The organism is Allobosea sp. CCNWLY174 (assembly GCF_037120455.1).
Lineage (GTDB): Bacteria > Pseudomonadota > Alphaproteobacteria > Rhizobiales > Beijerinckiaceae > Allobosea > Allobosea lupini.
On sequence record NZ_JBBBBQ010000007.1, the window covers coordinates 299,115 to 316,701 of the forward strand.

General features: G+C 67.2%; 12 protein-coding genes and 2 pseudogenes. 10 read left to right on the plus strand and 4 right to left on the minus strand.

Going from position 1 to position 17,587, the window contains the following annotated elements; translation table 11 throughout:
* Window position 1: 1 nt before the first annotated feature.
* Together V7S63_RS20725 and V7S63_RS20730 are read right to left on the minus strand one after the other, a co-directional pair.
* Complete coding sequence (locus V7S63_RS20725) at window positions 2-1,459, minus strand: efflux RND transporter periplasmic adaptor subunit (protein ID WP_336531597.1); 1,458 nt, start codon at window positions 1,457-1,459, stop codon at window positions 2-4.
* Entirely contained in the window at window positions 1,456-2,940 is a 1,485-nt protein-coding gene (locus tag V7S63_RS20730) for an efflux transporter outer membrane subunit (protein WP_336531598.1), read from the minus strand. Before V7S63_RS20730 ends, V7S63_RS20725 begins: the two co-directional genes overlap by 4 nt.
* A gap of 257 nt (window positions 2,941-3,197) precedes the next feature.
* Here V7S63_RS20730 and V7S63_RS20735 point away from each other — a divergent pair, with 257 nt between their 5' ends.
* The 9 genes from V7S63_RS20735 to V7S63_RS20775 all read left to right on the plus strand — a co-directional run bounded on the left by V7S63_RS20735 (window position 3,198) and on the right by V7S63_RS20775 (window position 15,491).
* Window positions 3,198-3,782 carry an ANTAR domain-containing response regulator gene (locus tag V7S63_RS20735; protein WP_091833229.1) on the plus strand — a complete coding sequence of 195 codons (585 nt, stop codon included), beginning with the start codon at window positions 3,198-3,200 and terminating at the stop codon, window positions 3,780-3,782.
* Window positions 3,779-4,840, plus strand: coding sequence for a CmpA/NrtA family ABC transporter substrate-binding protein (locus tag V7S63_RS20740; protein WP_336531599.1), 1,062 nt, complete (start codon window positions 3,779-3,781; stop codon window positions 4,838-4,840). Before V7S63_RS20735 ends, V7S63_RS20740 begins: the two co-directional genes overlap by 4 nt.
* 289 nt (window positions 4,841-5,129) lie before the next feature.
* A complete protein-coding gene (locus V7S63_RS20745; RefSeq protein WP_336531600.1) occupies window positions 5,130-6,458 on the plus strand; it encodes a CmpA/NrtA family ABC transporter substrate-binding protein in 1,329 nt (442 codons plus the stop codon).
* Between the two features lie 3 nt (window positions 6,459-6,461).
* Window positions 6,462-7,676 carry an NAD(P)/FAD-dependent oxidoreductase gene (locus tag V7S63_RS20750; protein ID WP_336531601.1) on the plus strand — a complete coding sequence of 405 codons (1,215 nt, stop codon included), beginning with the start codon at window positions 6,462-6,464 and terminating at the stop codon, window positions 7,674-7,676.
* Window positions 7,676-10,363, plus strand: a complete 2,688-nt coding sequence (locus tag V7S63_RS20755; protein ID WP_336531615.1) for a molybdopterin-dependent oxidoreductase — start codon at window positions 7,676-7,678, stop codon at window positions 10,361-10,363. The genes V7S63_RS20750 and V7S63_RS20755 overlap by 1 nt, the downstream gene beginning before the upstream one ends.
* 31 nt (window positions 10,364-10,394) lie before the next feature.
* Window positions 10,395-11,303, plus strand: coding sequence for a nitrate ABC transporter permease (ntrB, locus tag V7S63_RS20760; RefSeq protein ID WP_100963170.1), 909 nt, complete (start codon window positions 10,395-10,397; stop codon window positions 11,301-11,303).
* Between the two features lie 11 nt (window positions 11,304-11,314).
* Entirely contained in the window at window positions 11,315-12,106 is a 792-nt protein-coding gene (locus V7S63_RS20765) for an ABC transporter ATP-binding protein (RefSeq protein WP_091833248.1), read from the plus strand.
* An 11-nt stretch (window positions 12,107-12,117) separates the two neighbouring features.
* Window positions 12,118-13,914 carry a NirA family protein gene (locus V7S63_RS20770; protein ID WP_336531602.1) on the plus strand — a complete coding sequence of 599 codons (1,797 nt, stop codon included), beginning with the start codon at window positions 12,118-12,120 and terminating at the stop codon, window positions 13,912-13,914.
* The gene (locus V7S63_RS20775; RefSeq protein WP_336531603.1) at window positions 13,911-15,491 is read left to right on the plus strand and encodes a sulfite reductase subunit alpha; all 1,581 of its coding nucleotides are present in this window, start codon (window positions 13,911-13,913) and stop codon (window positions 15,489-15,491) included. Before V7S63_RS20770 ends, V7S63_RS20775 begins: the two co-directional genes overlap by 4 nt.
* A 48-nt stretch (window positions 15,492-15,539) precedes the next feature.
* Here the strand turns inward: V7S63_RS20775 and V7S63_RS20780 are convergent.
* Window positions 15,540-15,861 (minus strand): annotated as a pseudogene (locus tag V7S63_RS20780) (transposase); the annotation flags it as partial.
* Between the two features lie 455 nt (window positions 15,862-16,316).
* On the opposite strand from V7S63_RS20780, the gene V7S63_RS20785 reads away from it, so the two are divergent.
* A complete protein-coding gene (locus V7S63_RS20785; protein ID WP_336531604.1) occupies window positions 16,317-16,772 on the plus strand; it encodes a hypothetical protein in 456 nt (151 codons plus the stop codon).
* Window positions 16,773-17,234: 462 nt separating this feature from the next.
* Here V7S63_RS20785 and V7S63_RS28745 read toward each other — a convergent pair.
* Window positions 17,235-17,372, minus strand: a pseudogene (locus V7S63_RS28745) (DUF6538 domain-containing protein); the annotation flags it as partial.
* Window positions 17,373-17,587: the final 215 nt, after the last annotated feature.

Genomic DNA, 17,587 nt, shown 5'->3' on the forward strand with positions numbered 1-17,587 from the left:
GTCATAGCTGCGCTTGCGGTCTTTGTGCACCCGATCCGCCGGCCGGGGAACCCTGCCCGCCGGGTGCTGCGCCCTCGCGCGCCCCGCCATTGCGCCGCGGCCGGTTCTGGCCGGTGCCGTCGCTTCCGGCCGGCGGTGCGGACGGAGCTTCCGTCGCCGGCGCCGCCGAGCCCGGACCCGCCGTGTCGCCGCCGGCCCGGTCGCGCTGCCGGCGCTGTCCCTGTCCTTGGCCCTGACCCGGCTCGCGCGTGCCACGGCGGCCCGGCATGGCGGCTGGTGGCTGGGCCGCTTCCTCCGGCGTCGAGACGCGCACTCTCGCCTTGTCGGTCAGGCGGGCGAAGCCGGTGGTGACGAGCTTCGCCGGCGGCTCGATACCCGCGGTGATCACCGCCGTCGTCTCGTCCTGCTGGCCCACGGTGACAGCCACCTGCCGCACCGTCTCGTCCTCGTTGACGGCGAAGACATAGGCACCGTTCGGGCCGCGCTGGATCGCGGCGGTCGGCGCGACCACGACATGCTTGAGCACGTCGACGAAGACGCGGACATTGACGAACTGGCCGGGCCAGAGCTGGAGCCGCTCGTTCGGGAAGCGCGCCTTGACCTTGATCGTGCCGGTGGTCTGGTCGACGACATTGTCGATGACCTCGATGGTGCCCTTGTCGATGATCGTCGTGCCATCCGAGTCCAGCGCGTCGACCTCGACCGGGCCGCGCGCCACCGCGGCGCTCACCGCGCGCAATTGCTGCTGCGGCAGGTTGAAGATCATGGCGATCGGCCTGAGCTGGGTGATGACCACGAGGCCGTTCGAATCGGAGGCGCGGACGATGTTGCCCTGGTCGACCTGCCGGATGCCGAGCCGGCCGTCGATCGGCGCGCGGATCGTGGTGTAGTCGAGATAGGCCTTGGCGTTGTCGATCGCGCCCTGGTCGGAGCGGACCAACGCCTCGAGCTGCGCCACCGTGGCGCGCTGGGTGTCGGCCTGCTGGCGCGAGCCGTAATCGGTCTGGGCGAGCTTGGCGTAGCGCTCGAGGTCGGCGCGGGCATTGGCGAGCTGCGCCTCGTCCTGAGCCTTCTTGGCCATGGCCTGGTCGTATTGCGCCTGATAGGTCGTGGGATCGATCTTGGCCAGAACATCGCCCTTGCGGACATCCTGCCCGTCCTTGAAGGCGATCTCGATCAGCCTTCCATCGACCTGCGTGCGCACGGCCACGGTGTTCAGCGCCTGGATCGTCCCGACCGCATCGGCCGTAACCGGCACGTCGCCATAGCGCGCCGGGGTCGCGATCACCGGGATCGGCCCTTCATTGTTGCCGAAGCGGGCGCGCCGGCCACCGCGACCGGCCCCTTGCTGCCCGGCCGCGACGCTGTCCTCGCCGCCGGGCATCCAGCCGCCATTGTAGCTGTGCCAGCCCCAGGCCGCGGCGCCGAGCAGCACGAGAAGGATCAGAAGACGCTTCATTCCGCCGCCTCGGTCGCGATGATGGCAGTGCGGCGGTCGGCCTCGGTCCAGCCGCCGCCCAGCGCCTTGAACAGGTCGACATAGGCACTCAGCTTCTGGAGCCTGGTCTGCGAAAGCTGGTCCTGCGCCTGGAACAGCGTCTGCTGCGTGTTCAGCAGCGTCACGATGTCGATCGTGCCTTCGCGCAGCCGCTGCTCGGTGATGGCATAGGCACGCCTTGCAGACGCCACGACTTCCCCCTGCAGCCGCTCGTGACGGGTGTTTTCCTGGATCGCGATCAGCGCGTTCTCGACATCCGCGAAGGCGCTGACGATGGTCTTGCGATAGGTCGCGATCAGTTCGTCGGCCGTGCCGCGTTCGAGCTCGACCCGGGCGCGCAGATTGCCGCCGTCGAGAATGGGTTGGACGAGGCCCGCTGCCGCAGAAGCGAAAGCCGCATCGGGCCGCAGCAGGTTCTTCAATAGCGCGCTTTCGAGCCCGCCTTGGCCGGTCAGCTGGATGCTCGGATACAGCGCCGCGCGGGCGGCATGCAGCGTCGCTTCCTGTGAGGTCAGGCGCGCCTCGGCCTCGGCGATGTCGGGCCGGCGCTGCAGCAATTGCGAAGGCAGACCGGCCCGCACCGTCGGCACGGCGAGCGCGTTCAGGCTGCCGCCCTTGATCGTGACTGCGGCCGGCGTCTCGCCGATGAGCACGGCGAGCGTGACCCTGGCTTGGCGCAGCGAGAGTTCGAGGGCGGGCACGGAGGCCTTCTGTTGCGCCACCACGCTTTCCTGCTGCGCGATGTCGAGCTGGGTGGCGGTGCCGACGGAAAGGCGGGCCTGGATCACCTTGAGCGTCCGCTCGGCCACCGCGATGTTCTCGCGGGCGATACGCAGGCGGTCCTGTGCCGCCAGTACCTGGAAATAGGTGGTGGTCACGCTGGCGACGGCGGTGAGCGCCACCACGTCGCGGTCGAAGCGCGTCGCCTCGGCGGCGAAGCGTCCGGCGTCGGCGGTCGCTCGGTTCTTGCCCCAGAAATCGAGCTCGTAGCTCGCCGACAGGCCGAGGCTGAACTGGTTGCCGACGCTCTCGCTGAACGGCCCGCGTTTGGAGCCGAGCGTACCCGGCCGGAGGCTGCGCGAGGCGTCGGCCGAGCCGCTGAGCGTCGGATAGAGCGTTGCCGCCCCGATGCGCGACTGCGCATCGGCCTGCCGGATGCGTGTCATGGCGATGGCGATGTCGAAATTCGCGCCGGATGCCCGTTCGACCAGGCGATTGAGTTCGCTCGAGCGGAACAGGCGCGGCCAATCGGGCGAGACGGCAGACGCGCTGCTGCGGTCGCCAGCGGCATAGCTGCGTGTCACCGCGACGCCGAGCTCGGGGCGCAGGTCGGCCGGCAGGCAACCGGCGAGACCAAGGGTGATGGCCGCCGCGGATGAGAGACGGAAGAGCGAATGTGCGACCGCGTGTCCCGCAAGATCACGCCTGTAGCCCGGCATCATGCCGCTCTTCTCCAGCCTCGATTCGAAGGACCGCGGAACACGACGCGACAGACCCGCTTCTAGAGCGGCCGGTGGAGGAGAGAAAGTGAATTTCTGTCCATGAATCGGGACGCCCCGGAGCGCAGTTGGCTTCCTTGGCGGCAGCGGACACTCTCGACTCGCCTGACTTTATCCGCTCGGCCGGAGCCTGTGGGCCCCTCTGGCACGATTCCTGATTGAGGAGCGCCTGATCATAACACAGGGAACGTCTGCAAGGCATGGTGCCCAATCTGCGGATCCTCATCGTCGATGCGAACCAGGTCAGGGCCGCGATCATCGAGGAAGGCCTGCGGGAAGCGGGCTATCAGCAGCTCGTCCGCCTCTCCGCGACGACCGGCCTCGTCGCTGCCATCGAGACGCACGATCCCGATGTCGTGGTGATCGATCTCGAGGATCCGAGCCGCGACGCCCTGGCCGACATGTTCCTGGTCAGCCGGCACGTCCGCCGGCCGATCACCATGTTCGTCGACCAGTCCGACTCGGCCTCGATCGAGGCGGCGGTCGAGGCCGGCGTCTCCGCCTATATCGTCGACGGGCTGAAGAAGGAGCGGATGCAGCCGATCCTGCAGACCTGCATCAGCCGCTTCAATGCGTTCCGCAAGCTGCGCGAGGAGCTCGACGAAGCCCGCTCGCAGCTGGAGGACCGTAAGACGATCGATCGTGCCAAGGGCATCGTCATGCGGCTGAAGGGCCTCTCCGAGGACGAGGCCTACGCGCTCATGCGCCGCACCGCGATGAACGAGAAACGCAAGCTCGTCGACATCGCCCGCTCCCTCATCACTGCCGCGGAGATGCTGAAATGACGACGCTGCACCTGCGAGTCGGCTTCATGCCGCTGGTCGATTGCGCGCTCGTCGTCCTGGCCAAGGACGAGGGTTTTGCCGAGGCCGAGGGGCTGAATCTCGAACTGGTCCGCGAGGTTTCGTGGTCGAATCTGCGCGACAAGCTGAACGTGCGCCTGTTCGATGCCGCCCATATGCTCGGCCCGGCCGCCATCGCCGCGACCCTCGGGATCGGCGGCGTCAAGGCCCCGATGGCAGCGCCGCTGGCGCTCAATCGCGATGGCGCCGCGATCACCCTCTCGTTGCGGCGCTTCGAGGAGTTGGCACGCCTGGCCGACGGGGATCTGGCCGACACGACCGTCTCAGGCCATGCGCTCGCCGCCATGGTCGCGCGCCGCAAGGCGGCCGGCCTGCCGCCGCTCACTTTGGCTGCGGTCTTCGGCTTCTCGACGCATGTCTACCTGCTCGGGGAATGGCTCGAGAAGGGTGGACTCAGGCTTGGCGAGGACATCCGGCTGGAGATCGTGCCCCCTCCGCAGACCGTCGAGGCGCTCGCCAGCGGGCGGATCGACGGCTTCTGCGCGGGGGCGCCCTGGAATTCGGCGGCGGTGGCGGCGGGCGTCGGCGCGATGGTCCATGCCAGCGTCGATCTCAGGCGCAACTGTCACGACAAGGTTCTGGCCTGGCGCGCCGACGACGTGCAGAAGCGCCCGGCGGCCGTCTCCAAGCTCGGCGCCGCGATCCTGAAGGCCAGCGCCTGGGCCTGCCGCCCGGAGAATGTCTCGCGCATGGCGCATCACCTGTCTGCGCCGGACCGGCTCGCGCTGCCGGCTGAGCTGATCGAGCGCATTCTGCACGGCGAGCTGATCCAGGGCGCCGGCCGGCCGGCGCGCCGGATCGAGCACTTCATCCGATTCGACCAGGAGGCCCTGCGCCCTGACCCTGGTGATGCCGACTGGGTTCTCGCCGGCATGGCGCGCGCCGGGCAGGTCATAGCGACCCCGCAGATGCGCGACGCCGCATGCGACGTCCTTCTGCCTGCCGCTTTTGACAGCATCCTAACGGCAGTCAAATTTTAGCCTATTATCTAGGCAAATGCGTCGCGATTGTGCGCCGCAACAAATCCGCCTTCGCGCGTCACCACCGGTAAATGATAGCAATTCAAGGCTAGGCCCGCCGCGAAGCGGTTGGCACGATCCTTGTATGAAGGAAGGTGACGCGGCCAACGCTGCCCGCGCCATCCCCGATCCGGAAGACACAGCAACGTCGCTGTCGAAATGCGCCCGTCCAGGCGTCTTTCGCGCGGCGTTTTTTGCGTTTCGGGGCTGGTTTCAAGCGGGCGACAGCTCAGCAACCGAGAGGCGATCGATGACGCACAGCTCCAAGACCCCGGCCAGGACGGCGGCAGCCCCGCAGACAGGCACGAGCCGCCGCGAGTTCCTGAATCTGTCCGGCACGGCCGCGCTGCTCGCGGCGGCGAAGACCGCCCTGCCTTCAGGCGCCTTCGCGCAAGGCGCCGGCCCCGAGGTCAAGGGCACCCGACTCGGCTACATCGCCCTGACCGATGCGGCGCCGCTGATCATCGCCAAGGAGAAGGGCCTCTACACCAAATACGGCCTGCCCGACATGGACATCGCCAAGCAGGCCTCCTGGGGCGCGACGCGCGACAACATGGCGCTCGGCTTCAAGAACAACGGCATCGACGGCGGCCACATCCTGCGGCCGAAGACGCATCTCTACTCGACCGGCAAGGTCATGCAGAACGGCCAGCCGCTGCCGATGTACACGCTGCTCAACCTCAACGAGGACGGGCAGGCGATCTCGGTCTCCAACGAGTACAAGGACCTCAATGTCCAGAAGGACGCCTCGCCGCTGAAGCAGGCCTTCGAGCGCAAGAAGGCTGCCGGCAAGGAACTGACCGCCGCGATGACCTTCCCGGGCGGCACGCACGACCTCTGGATCCGCTACTGGCTCGCCGCCGGCGGCATCGACCCCGATACCGACATCAAGGTCATCGTCGTGCCGCCGCCGCAGATGGTGGCGAACATGAAGGTCGGCACCATGGACTGCTTCTGCGTCGGCGAGCCCTGGAACGAGCAGCTCGTCAACCAGAACATCGGCTACAGCGCGCTGACCACCGGCGAGCTCTGGTTCCGTCACCCCGAGAAGATCCTCGGCATGCGTGCCGATTTCGTCGATGCCAATCCCAAGGCGACGCAGGCCATCCTGATGGCCGTGATGGAAGCCCAGATCTGGGCCGACAAGATGGAGAACCGCCAGGAGCTCGCCGAGATCGTCGGCAAGCGGCAATGGTTCAACGTCCCCACCGGCGACATCAACAAGCGCCTGCTCGGGGACATCAATTACGGCAATGGCCGCGAGGCGAAGGGCACCAATCTCTACATGAAGTTCTGGGGGGAAGGCGGCTCGACCTCCCATCCCTGGAAGAGCCTCGACACCTGGTTCGTCACCGAGAACATCCGCTGGGGCAAGTTCGAACCGACCATCGACATCAAGGCCCTCGTCGACAAGACCAACCGCGCCGATCTCTGGCGCGAGGCGGCGAAGACGCTCGGCGTCGCCGGCGCGCCGACTGCCGACTCGCGGGGCGTCGAGACCTTCTTCGATGGTATGAAGTTCGATCCCGCGGCGCCGCTGGACTATCTCAAGGCGCTGAAGATCAAGCGGGTCGCCTGACTCATGGCCGAGCCCCTGATCATCGTCGGCAATGGCATGGCCGCGACGCGGCTGGCTGACGAGCTCAGCCGGCAGGCGCTCGGACGCTATGCGGTCGCGGTGATCGGGGACGAGCCGCGGCTGGCTTACAATCGGGTGCTGCTCTCCCCGCTGCTGGCGGGCGAGATCGGCGAGCCGGAGATCGAGCTGAAGCCCGCCACCTGGTGGCAAGCGCGCGGCGTCTCGATGGTCTACGGCAAGCCGGTCACGGGCATCGACCGGGCGGCGAAGAGCGTGACCTTGGCCGACGGCCTCGTCCTGCCTTACGGCAAGCTCGTGCTCGCGACCGGCTCGCGCCCGCTGATGCCGCCGGTGCCTGGGCTGGAACTGCCTGGCGTCGCCAGCTTCCGCGATGTCGCCGATGTCGCGCTGTTCCGCAGCGTGGCCGCGACCGGCGCGCGCGTCGTGGTGATCGGCGGCGGCCTGCTCGGGCTGGAAGCGGCCTACGGGCTCGCCAGGATTGGCGGCAAGGTTACGGTCCTGCATCTCGCCGACCGGTTGATGGAACGCCAGCTCGACCGCGAGGGAGCAGGCCTGCTTGCCGGTGAGATCGCGGCTCGTGGCATCGACATCCGCCTGAACTGCACGGCTGAGCGCTTCGTCGGCAAGGAGCGGGTTGAGGCGGTCGAGCTGACCGATGGCAGCGTAATCCCGGCTGACCTCGTTGTCGTCGCCATCGGGGTGCGCCCGCGTGTCGATCTCGCCGTCGCCGCGGGCCTCGACGTCAATCGCGGCATCGATGTCGACGACGGCCTTGCCAGCAGCGATCCCTGCATCTTCGCGATCGGCGAATGTGCCGAGCATCGCGGCCTGGTCTATGGTCTGGTCGAGCCCGCCTATGAACAGGCGCGCGTGCTGGCCGCGCGACTTGCCGGTGCGAGCGACCGCTATAACGGTTCGCTGCTGGCGACCAATCTCAAGGTCAGTGGGGTCAGCGTTTTCTCGGCAGGCTCGGTCGAGCCGGGAGAGGACGACGAAGTTCTGCTGCTGCGCGATCCGGCCGCCGGCATCTACCGCAAGTTCGTGCTGCGCGCGGGCAGGCTAGCCGGCTGCGTCCTCGTCGGCGACACCAGTGGCGCGCTGTTCTATCTCGGGCTGATCCGCTCGGGCCAGGACATCAGCGCGATCCGTGCCGACCTGCCCTTCGGCGAGGGCTATTGCATCGGGATGGCTGCGTGATGCGCCACGACGCTCCCCCCGCTCCGGCCGTGACCTGCACGACCTGCCCGTATTGCGGAGTCGGCTGTGGCGTGAAGGCGACGCCGGACGGGCTGGGCGGCGCCTCCATCACCGGAGACGCGGATCATCCGGCTAATCGTGGGCGGCTCTGCTCCAAGGGCTCCGCGCTCGGCGAGACGCTCGGGCTCGGCAGCCGTGTGCTGTACCCGCTGAAGCGCAACGCCGCCGGCAGCTATGACAGGGTCAGCTGGGACGAGGCGCTCGATGCCGTTGCTGCCGGTCTGCAGGCCATCGCGGCCGGGCATGGTCCTGAGGCGATTGCCTTCTATCTCTCCGGCCAGCTCCTGACCGAGGACTACTACGTCGCCAACAAGCTGGCGAAGGGCTTCATCGGCACGCCCCATGTCGACACCAATTCGCGGCTCTGCATGTCGTCGACCGTCGCGGCCCAGCGCCGGGTCTTCGGCTCGGACACGGTGCCCGGCGCCTATGAGGATTTCGACAGCGCCGATCTGATCGTCCTCGTCGGCTCGAACACGGCCTGGTGCCATCCGGTCCTGTTCCGGCGGATGCAGGACAATCGCCGGGAACGCGGCGCGCGCATTGTGGTCCTCGATCCGCGCGTCACCGCGACCGCGGAAGACGCCGATATGGTGCTGACGCTGAAGCCCGGCTCCGATGCCGCGCTGTTCGCAGGTCTGCTCGTCCACCTCACCGATCGCGGCCTTGTCGACCGCACTTATGTCGCGCGCCATGTCTCAGGCTTTGACGCGGCGCTCGCCAATGCGCGGGACATTGCGCCAGATATCACCGCCGTGTCCGTCGCCACCGGGCTGAAGCCTGAGGTTATCGCAGCCTTCTACGAGCTCTGGGGGAGCACGCCGCATGTCGTCACGGCCTGGAGCCAGGGCGTCAACCAGTCGGCGCAAGGGACCGACAAGGTCGCCGCGATCCTGAATTGTCATCTCGCTACCGGCCGGATCGGGCGGCCCGGCTGCGGCCCGTTCTCGCTGACCGGCCAGCCCAACGCCATGGGCGGGCGCGAGGTCGGCGGCCTCGCCAACATGCTCGCCGCCCATATGGGCTATGGCGCAGACGAGATCGATCGTGTCCGGCGCTTCTGGCGGGCGCCCAATATCGTCCGCCACGAGGGCCTCAAGGCCATCCAGATGCTCGATGCGGTCGCCGAGCGCCGCATCCGCGCGATGTGGGTGATGGCGACCAACCCCGCCGTCTCTCTTCCGAATGCGGACAAGGTACGCGCCGCGCTCGCCGGGCTCGATCTGTTCGTCGTCTCCGAGAACGTGCTCTCCAACGACACGCTCGCGGCCAGGCCGCATTACATCCTGCCGGCCGCCGCCTGGGGCGAGAAGGACGGTACCGTCACCAACTCCGAACGCCGCATCTCGCGCCAGCGCGCCTTCCTGTCGCTGCCTGGCGAGGTGAGGCCCGACTGGTGGATCATCTGCGAAGTCGCCAGGCGCCTCGGCTTCGGCGAGGCCTTCACCTATTCCGGACCGCACGAGATCTACGCCGAGCACGCCGCGCTCTCCGCCTTCGAGAACGACGGCACCCGAGATTTCGACATCGGCGGCCATGCCGGTCTCGGCAAGGCCGGCTATGACGGGCTGACGCCGGTGCAGTGGCCGGTCCCCGCCCATCGGCCACAGGGCATTGCACGGCTCTTCGGAGACGGAAACTTCTTTGGTCCCGGGCGCCGCGCGCAGATGCGCCCCCTCGCCGCACCGAAGCTCGCCTCCGAGGCCGACGAAGCCTTCCCGCTGCTGCTCAACACCGGCCGCGTGCGCGATCATTGGCATACGATGACCCGGACCGGCCTCAGCCCCCGGCTCAGCGCGCATATCGCCGAGCCCTCGGTCTCTCTGCACTCCTCCGAGATCACGCGCTTCGGGCTGGTCGAGGGCGGTTTCGCCCGCCTCGCCAGCGCCCAAGGCGGCGCCGTGCTCAAGGTCGTTGCCGATGACGGCGTTTCTCCCGGGGACCTGTTCGCGCCGATCCACTGGTCGGACGAGACGGCCTCGGCGGCGCGGATCGGAGCTCTGACGCAGCCGCTTTGCGATCCCTTCTCCGGGCAACCTGAAATGAAGGCGACGCCCGTCGCCATCAGGCCCGTCGCCTATCGCTTCGAAGGCTTCGTCCTCTCGCGGCAGCCTTTTGCCCTGCCAGCCGGAAGCTGGTGGTCGCGGCTTGCGGTGCAAGGCGGCGAGGGCCGGCTCTTCGCCTCGGACGCTTCGGTCGATGCGATCACGGCCCTGATGCGCGAGCGTTTCGGCGCCGAGGAGTTGACCGAACTGATCGACCGTGACGGCGGTGGCTATCGCTGCGCCGTCCTCCGGGAAGGCCGGCTGCTGGCCGTGATCTTCCTTGCTCCCGCGGGTCGTGCGCCGCTCTGGGACACGGTCAAGACCGTCTTCGCCGATCCGGCAGCGGCCGTGCCAAGCCGGCTTGCCCTCCTGGCGGGGCGCAATCCCGGCGGGTCCGATCCCGGACCGACCATCTGCGCCTGCTTCGGCGTCGGCCTGAACGCGATCCGGGCCGCCTTCGTGGCCGGTGCCGCGACGGCCGAGGAGATCGGCGTTCAACTCAAGGCGGGAACCAATTGCGGCTCCTGCCTCCCCGAAATCCGCCGCATCGGCGCGCAGGCACGCGCGATCGAAGCGGCATGACTGACAGCTCGGTCAGAGGAGAGACTGGAACATGGGTCAGCCTGTCTTGAAAGACGCGATCGCCGGCGCGGCGATCGTTTCCCTCAAGGGAAAGCCGTCGGAGGTCCTGCCCCTGCCGGCCGGCCCCTCGAAGTCCGTCGCGGCCAGACTCGCGCCCCTGGCGAAGGGTGCGCTCGTCAACATGGTGCCGCCGCTGATCACCATCGCGCTGATCCTGCTGTTCTGGCAGATCGCCGCGTCCGGTCCGCAATCCTCGCTGCCGCCGCCGACCAGGATCTGGGAAGAGGCCAAGGACCTGATCACCGAGCCGTTCTACTGGGCGGGCTCGCAGGATATCGGGCTGGGCTGGCGCATCCTGGTCTCGCTTCAGCGCGTCGCGATCGGCTTCAGCCTGGCGGCGATCGTCGGCGTGCTGCTCGGCACGCTGGTCGGCCAGTCGGTCTGGGCGACGCGTGGGCTCGACCCGGTCTTCCAGGTGCTGCGCACGGTGCCGCCGCTCGCCTGGCTGCCGCTCTCGCTCGCCGCCTTCCGCGACAGCCAGCCCTCGGCGATCTTCGTGATCTTCATCACCGCGATCTGGCCGGTCATCATCAACACGGCCGTCGGCATCCGCAACATCCCGCAGGACTATCGCAACGTCGCCAAGGTGCTGCGGCTGAACCAAGTCGAGTTCTTCTACAAGATCATGGTGCCCTCGGCGGCGCCCTACATCTTCACCGGCCTGCGCATCGGCGTCGGCCTGTCATGGCTCGCCATCGTCGCCGCCGAGATGCTGACCGGCGGCGTCGGCATCGGCTTCTTCATCTGGGATGCGTGGAACTCGTCCCGCCTCTCCGACATCATCGTGGCGCTGGTCTATATCGGCGTGGTCGGCTTCCTGCTCGACCGCCTCGTGGCTCTCATCGGCCATGTCGTCACCCGCGGCACCGCGACCAACTGAGGGGCGAAACGATGAGCTATCTGAAGATCGACCACGTCGACAAACGCTTCCAGCGCGGCGCCGCCACCACGGAAGTGCTCAAGGACATCAGCCTCGTCATCGACAAGGGCGAGTTCGTCTCGATCATCGGCCATTCCGGCTGCGGCAAGTCGACCCTGCTCAACATCATCGCCGGGCTCACCCCCGCGACGAGCGGCGGCATCCTGCTCGAAGGCAAGGAGGTCAACGCGCCGGGGCCGGATCGGGCCGTGGTCTTCCAGAACCACTCGCTGCTGCCCTGGCTCACCGTCTACGACAACGTCGCGCTCGCCGTGAACAAGGTCTTCGGCGGCAAGAAGAGCAAGGCGGAGCGGCATGACTGGATCATGCACAATCTCGACCTCGTCCAGATGGGCCATGCCAGAGACAAGCGGCCGGGCGAGATCTCGGGCGGCATGAAGCAGCGCGTCGGCATCGCCCGCGGCTTGGCGATGGAACCGAAGATCCTGCTGCTCGACGAGCCCTTCGGTGCGCTCGACGCGCTGACCCGCGCCCATCTGCAGGACTCGGTGATGCAGATCCATGCCGCGCTCGGTAACACCATGATCATGATCACCCACGACGTCGACGAGGCCGTGCTGCTCTCCGACCGGATCGTGATGCTGACCAACGGCCCCTCGGCCCGCATCGGCGAGGTGCTCGACGTGCGGCTCACCCGCCCGCGCAAGCGGCTGGAGCTGGTCACCGACCGCACCTACATCGCCGCGCGCGAGTCGGTGCTGAAATTTCTCTACGAGCGCCATCGCTTCGTCGAGGCGGCGTGACGGCTTCAGCCATGAGCGACGATTTCACCCCCGACCAGAAGCGCTACCTCGAAGGCTTCGTCAGCGGCATGCAGTCGGCCCGCACGGCGCGCGGCCTTGGCCCGCTCGGCGGCGCGCCGGGCGGCGCTCCGGCCAAGCCTGCTGGTCCCGACAGGGAACATGCCGAGGCGCAGGCCAGGACGGTCGCGGCCGGCGGCAAGCTCGTCGATCAGGAGAAGTGGAAAGCCGCCGAGCATCCGTTCGACGCCTATGCCCGTTTCAAGGATCAGGCCGCGTCGGGCACCTATCCCAAGCCGGAGGACAATTTCCGCTGGCGCTATCACGGCCTGTTCTATGTGGCACCGGCGCAGAACAGCTATATGTGCCGTCTGCGCATTCCCAACGGCATTCTCAAGGCCTGGCAGTTCGAGGGGGTCGCCGACATCGCCGAACGCCTCGGCGGCGGCTACAGCCACGTCACCACCCGCGCGAACCTCCAGATCCGCGAGATCACCGCCGAAAACGCCCCGCAGCTGCTCGAGGGCCTGGCCGATCTCGGCCTCACCGCGAAGGGCTCCGGCGCCGACAACATCCGCAATGTCACGGGCTCGGCGACCGCCGGCATCGATCCGCTCGAACTCCTCGACACCCGCCCGCATGCCCGCGCCTGGCACCACCACATCCTCAACGACCGCTCGCTCTATGGGCTGCCGCGCAAGTTCAACGTCGCCTTCGACGGCGCCGGCTCGATCGCGACGCTGGAGGACACCAACGATATCGGCTTCCAGGCCATCGAGGTCATCGAGGGAGCAGCGTTCGAAGGGCAGCCGGTCGAGCCCGGCATCTGGTATCGTCTCGCGCTCGGCGGCATCACCGGCCACAAGGATCTCGCTCGCGATACCGGCGTGATCGTCGCTCCGTCCGACGCGATCGCGGTCGCCGATGCGATCGTTCGGGTCTTCATCGCCAATGGCGACCGCACCGATCGCAACAAGTCGCGGCTCAAATACGTGCTCGATGCCTGGGGCTTCGACAAGTTCCTCGCCGCCGTCGAGGAGAAGCTCGGCCGCCGGCTGGTCCGGGTCGACGGCGCCTTCGTCAGGCCGCGGCCGGTCTATGATCGCCTCGCCCATATCGGCGTGCACAGGCAGGTTCAGTCCGGCCTCAACTGGATCGGCGTCGCGCTGCCGGTCGGCAAGCTCACAGTCGCGCAGATGCGGACCATCGCGGCGATCGCGCAGCAATGCGGCGACGGCGATATCCGCCTGACCGTCTGGCAGAACCTGCTGATCTCCGGCGTGCCGGATGCAGGGATCGACGATGTCATCGCCAACCTGAAGGCGACCGGCCTCTCGGCCGAAACCTCGATACTGCGCGCCGGACTGATCGCCTGCACCGGCGCGACCGGCTGCAAGTTCGCCGCCGCCCACACCAAGGAGGATGCGCTGGCCATCGCCGCCCATTGCGAGCCGCGCATCACCCTGGACCAGCCGGTCAACATCCATCTCACCGGCTGCCATCATTCCTGCGCCCAGCACTATATCGGCGATCTCGGCCTGATCGGCGCCAAGGTGCCAGTCAATGAGGAGGGCGACACCGTCCCCGGCTACGACCTGCTGGTCGGCGGCGGCTACGGTGTCGATGGCGGCATGGCCCGGCCGTTCCGCGAGAAGGTCAAGGCGGAAGAAGCGCCGGCTCTGGTCGAGGCGGTCCTGCGCACCTGGCAGGTCCATCGCGCCGCGCCCGACGAGAGCTTCGTCGCCTTCGCCCGCCGCCACGAGATCGCGGCGCTGCAGGCATTGGTCGCTGAGACGGGGGAGGCGGCATGACCGTGCAGACGCCGAACCCGATCGTCCAGGTCCTGCCGGAGACCGCGCCGTTCAGCGAAGAGCAGCGCTCCTGGCTGAATGGCTTCTTCGCCGGTCTGCTCTCGCTCGACAATGCCGGAGTGACCGCTTTGTCTCCGGCGGAGAACGCCGCGGTGATGGGCGAGGCCGACGACGGCGCCCCCTGGCACGATCCCGCCATGGCGATCGCCGACCGCATGCAGCTCGCCGAAGGCAAGCCGCTGCCCCGCAAGCTCTTCGCCGCCATGGCGCAGCAGGATTGCGGGCAATGCGGCTATGTCTGCGAGACCTATTCCGCCGCCATCGCCTCAGGCACCGAGGGACGGCTCAATCTCTGCGCGCCCGGAGGCAAGGAGACCCTGCGCCAGCTCAAGGCGCTGATGGAAGCACCGGGCGCCACCGCCCCGGCTGTGCCCGCCGAGGCTGCGCCCGTCGTCGATCTCGGCCCACTTGGCCGCTGCCGCGAGAACCCTGCGCTCGCGACCTTCCTGTCGCGGCGCAAGCTCAATGGCGAGGGTTCCGAGAAGGAGACCTGGCATGTCGAGTTCGACCTCGCCGAATGCAGTCTCGATTATGTCGTCGGCGATGCCTTCGGTATCGTCGCACAGAACGACCCACGCCTGGTCGATGCGGTGATCGCGCTGCTCGGCGCGCGGCCCGACGCCGAGATCGGCGGCAAGAGCCTACGCGACAAGCTACTGGCCGACTGCGCGCTCGGGCCAGCGCCGGATGCCCTGTTCCAGCTGATCTCCTATGTCACCGGCGGCGAGACACGGCAGAAGGCCAGGCGCCTTGCCGCCGGCGAGGATCCAGACGGCGACCTCGACCGACTCGACGTGCTCGGCGCGCTGCACAAATTCTCGCAGGCCAGGCTTTCGCCCGAGGCTTTCGTCGAGGCGCTCGACCCGCTGCAGCCGCGGCTCTATTCGATCTCGTCCTCCTTCAACGCCACGCCCGGCCGGATCTCGCTGACGATCGACACGGTCCGCTACAAGATCGGCTCGCGGCCGCGCTGGGGCGTGGCCTCGACCTTTCTCGCCGAGCGTGTCGCCCCCGGCGACAAAGTGGCGGTCTATGTCCAGCGCGCCCATGGCTTCGGGCTGCCGGCCGATCCCCAGACGCCGATCATCATGTGCGGCCCCGGCACCGGGATCGCGCCCTTCCGCGCCTTCCTGCACGATCGGCAGGCGACGAAGGCAGCTGGCCGCAACTGGCTGTTCTTCGGCCATCAGCGCCGGGCCTGCGACTTCTTCTACGAGGACGAGCTGCAGGCGATGAAGGAGTCCGGCTTCCTCACCAACCTGACGCTCGCCTGGTCGCGCGACGGCGACAAGGTCTATGTCCAGGACCGGATGCGCGAACGCGGCGGCGAACTCTGGGCCTGGCTCGAGCAGGGTGCGCATTTCTACATCTGCGGCGATGCCAAGCGGATGGCCAGGGATGTCGAGCGCGCGCTCGTCGATATCGTCACCGAACATGGCGGGCGATCCAGCGAGGAGGCAATCGCCTATGTCGCCGCTTTGCGTAAGGCAGGGCGATATCAGGCGGATGTCTACTAGCGCTTCGCGTTGCGCTGGCCTTCAACGCGGCTCCTCGCATTGTTCGGTCTTCGAAAAGGTCGAGTGATCGGAAACGGCCCTTTGGCGCGAGCCGACAAACCAGCGATAGGCCAGGTTCAGATGGACCTCGTCACAGGGCCGCCCTTCGGAACGGATGCCGAAGCAGTAACCGATGAGCAGCATCCGGATCATGAGCTCCGGATCGATCGAGGGCCGACCCATCTCGCTGTAGAACGGACGCAGATGCGCGGATCTCCGAGAGATCGACGAGCCAATCGATGGAGCGGGTCTAATGATCAGCAGGCACGTGGCGCTCCAAGCTGAACTCTTGGAACGGCGCCTCCTGCGCAATCTGCCGTTCGCCCATCATCGCGCCACCCTCCGCCGAGGAAGACTGAATCAGGACTTCACGTCCCCAGCCATGCCGACCTTTTTCAAGGGATCGACCAGGAGCCGACGTTGCCCCGTTGCCGCAAAGCGGACATTCAGCGCCGCTTCTTTCGGGGATACGGTTGATCCCCTCTGCGGTTGAGGTGTGAGCCGCATCGCCGCTGGCCGTCAGATGGTCGTGGCGACCACGCCTTCGAGCGCGCGAGCGAGATAAGGCGCGGTGCGGCTCGCACGGTAGGCCTAGACCTTCGCCGGCGGCCCGCTCGCGACGATCCCGCCGCCCTCGTCGCCAGCGCCGGGCCCGATGTCGATGACCCAGTCACTCGCCGCCGGTCGGCGAAGAGCGGACCATTCTGCACTTTTCGGGCGAAATCGAGAAACTTCGCCTCGATCAGCGCCGGATGAAGCGGCACGACGCGCTCAGAGCCCGCGGTCTTGATCGACCCCGCTTGGGGATCGGACCTTGAAGCACCAGACATCATCGATCTCGACGATGTCCTCACGCCGGAGCTGACAGATTTCTGCGACGCGGGCGCCGGAATAGGCGCAGAGCCACGGCACCCATTTCTTCACAGGGTCTTGCTCGGCCGCAGCCGCCTTGAGCACGATCTTGGCTTCGGGATCGGTGTAACCTCGGCGCGTGCCCGCCGCCTTCTTTTCACATCCATGGTGATGCGTTCGGCCGGACTGGTTGGCAGCTTCCGGTTATCGACGGCCCATTGCAGGATCGCCCGGATCGGCACGAGGTGGGCATCGCGGATCGTCTTCGGCTTGAATCCGGATCCGATCAGCGAAGCTTTCCAGCGCACCATATCGTCGGGCGTCAGGCGCGCGGCGTCGTCATGGCCGATAGCCTTCTTAAGCTTCTGGACAATGGCTTTCCACGCATAGAGCGTCTTGGCTACGGGCCTTTTCTCCCGAAGCCCAGCCTTTGATCAGGTCGTCGAAAGGAATCGGCTCCTTGGCCTTAGCTGGGAGAGCGGCGTGCCCTTCTCCAAACCCGGCCGCAATTGGAGCGGGAAGCCTCCCGTGCCCGAGGTTACCCTTGGCCCATTCTGCCAAGACCAAGCTCGCCCTCTGGATGGCCAAGGCAAGCGCCTTTGCGAGCTTTTGGCGGTTGGCATCATCGGCCGAAAGCCCGAGAAACCTTAGCCTCTCGTCTGCGCTTCGAACGCAATAGCCCTCCATCTCGAAGATCTCGCCGTCGTCTTTCGCCTTTTCCCAATCAAATCCGGTTGAGGGTGGACGATTTCAAAGCGATTCTGGCGGGGGAAACAGCTTTTCGCCGAGCGCAATCTTCCACGGGTGATCGCTCGGATTGTCCCCAAACGTCGCCAGCCAATAATCGGAGGCTTACTGGGCGATCTCGTGAGCCTCACGTTCCGTTAGTGAGCAGGTACCTGTCCGGAGGTTTGCCCACCGCTCTTCCACCGAGGAAAGCACCGCAAGATGCTTGCGCTTGGCTTCCGCCGGATCGCGCGTGCCGAGGCTCTGCTCTTCTTCACGCTTGCCGACGAGTTTCTGAAGCTCATCCGGGACGCGCTTCCGAAATCAGTAGATGCCAGCTGACGTTGCCCCCAGTTTTTATCCAGCGCTGAGTTCGTTTCCGGCAGTTTTGGAGCCCCTTGTGGCGGGTGAAGCGTCGGGCGTCAGCGCGGAGCTTTTTGCGTTGCGCAGCGCCAGGGCCCGGCGCTGGGTGAAGGTCG

Coding starts and splice junctions, on each gene's coding strand:
- V7S63_RS20740 (WP_336531599.1), top strand. CDS start 3,779: ATGACGACGCTGCACCTGCGAGTCGGCTTCATGCCGCTGGTCGATTGC.
- V7S63_RS20725 (WP_336531597.1), bottom strand. CDS start 1,459: ATGAAGCGTCTTCTGATCCTTCTCGTGCTGCTCGGCGCCGCGGCCTGG.
- V7S63_RS20730 (WP_336531598.1), bottom strand. CDS start 2,940: ATGATGCCGGGCTACAGGCGTGATCTTGCGGGACACGCGGTCGCACAT.
- V7S63_RS20775 (WP_336531603.1), top strand. CDS start 13,911: ATGACCGTGCAGACGCCGAACCCGATCGTCCAGGTCCTGCCGGAGACC.
- V7S63_RS20735 (WP_091833229.1), top strand. CDS start 3,198: ATGGTGCCCAATCTGCGGATCCTCATCGTCGATGCGAACCAGGTCAGG.
- V7S63_RS20745 (WP_336531600.1), top strand. CDS start 5,130: ATGACGCACAGCTCCAAGACCCCGGCCAGGACGGCGGCAGCCCCGCAG.
- V7S63_RS20755 (WP_336531615.1), top strand. CDS start 7,676: ATGCGCCACGACGCTCCCCCCGCTCCGGCCGTGACCTGCACGACCTGC.
- V7S63_RS20765 (WP_091833248.1), top strand. CDS start 11,315: ATGAGCTATCTGAAGATCGACCACGTCGACAAACGCTTCCAGCGCGGC.
- V7S63_RS20770 (WP_336531602.1), top strand. CDS start 12,118: ATGAGCGACGATTTCACCCCCGACCAGAAGCGCTACCTCGAAGGCTTC.
- ntrB (WP_100963170.1), top strand. CDS start 10,395: ATGGGTCAGCCTGTCTTGAAAGACGCGATCGCCGGCGCGGCGATCGTT.
- V7S63_RS20750 (WP_336531601.1), top strand. CDS start 6,462: ATGGCCGAGCCCCTGATCATCGTCGGCAATGGCATGGCCGCGACGCGG.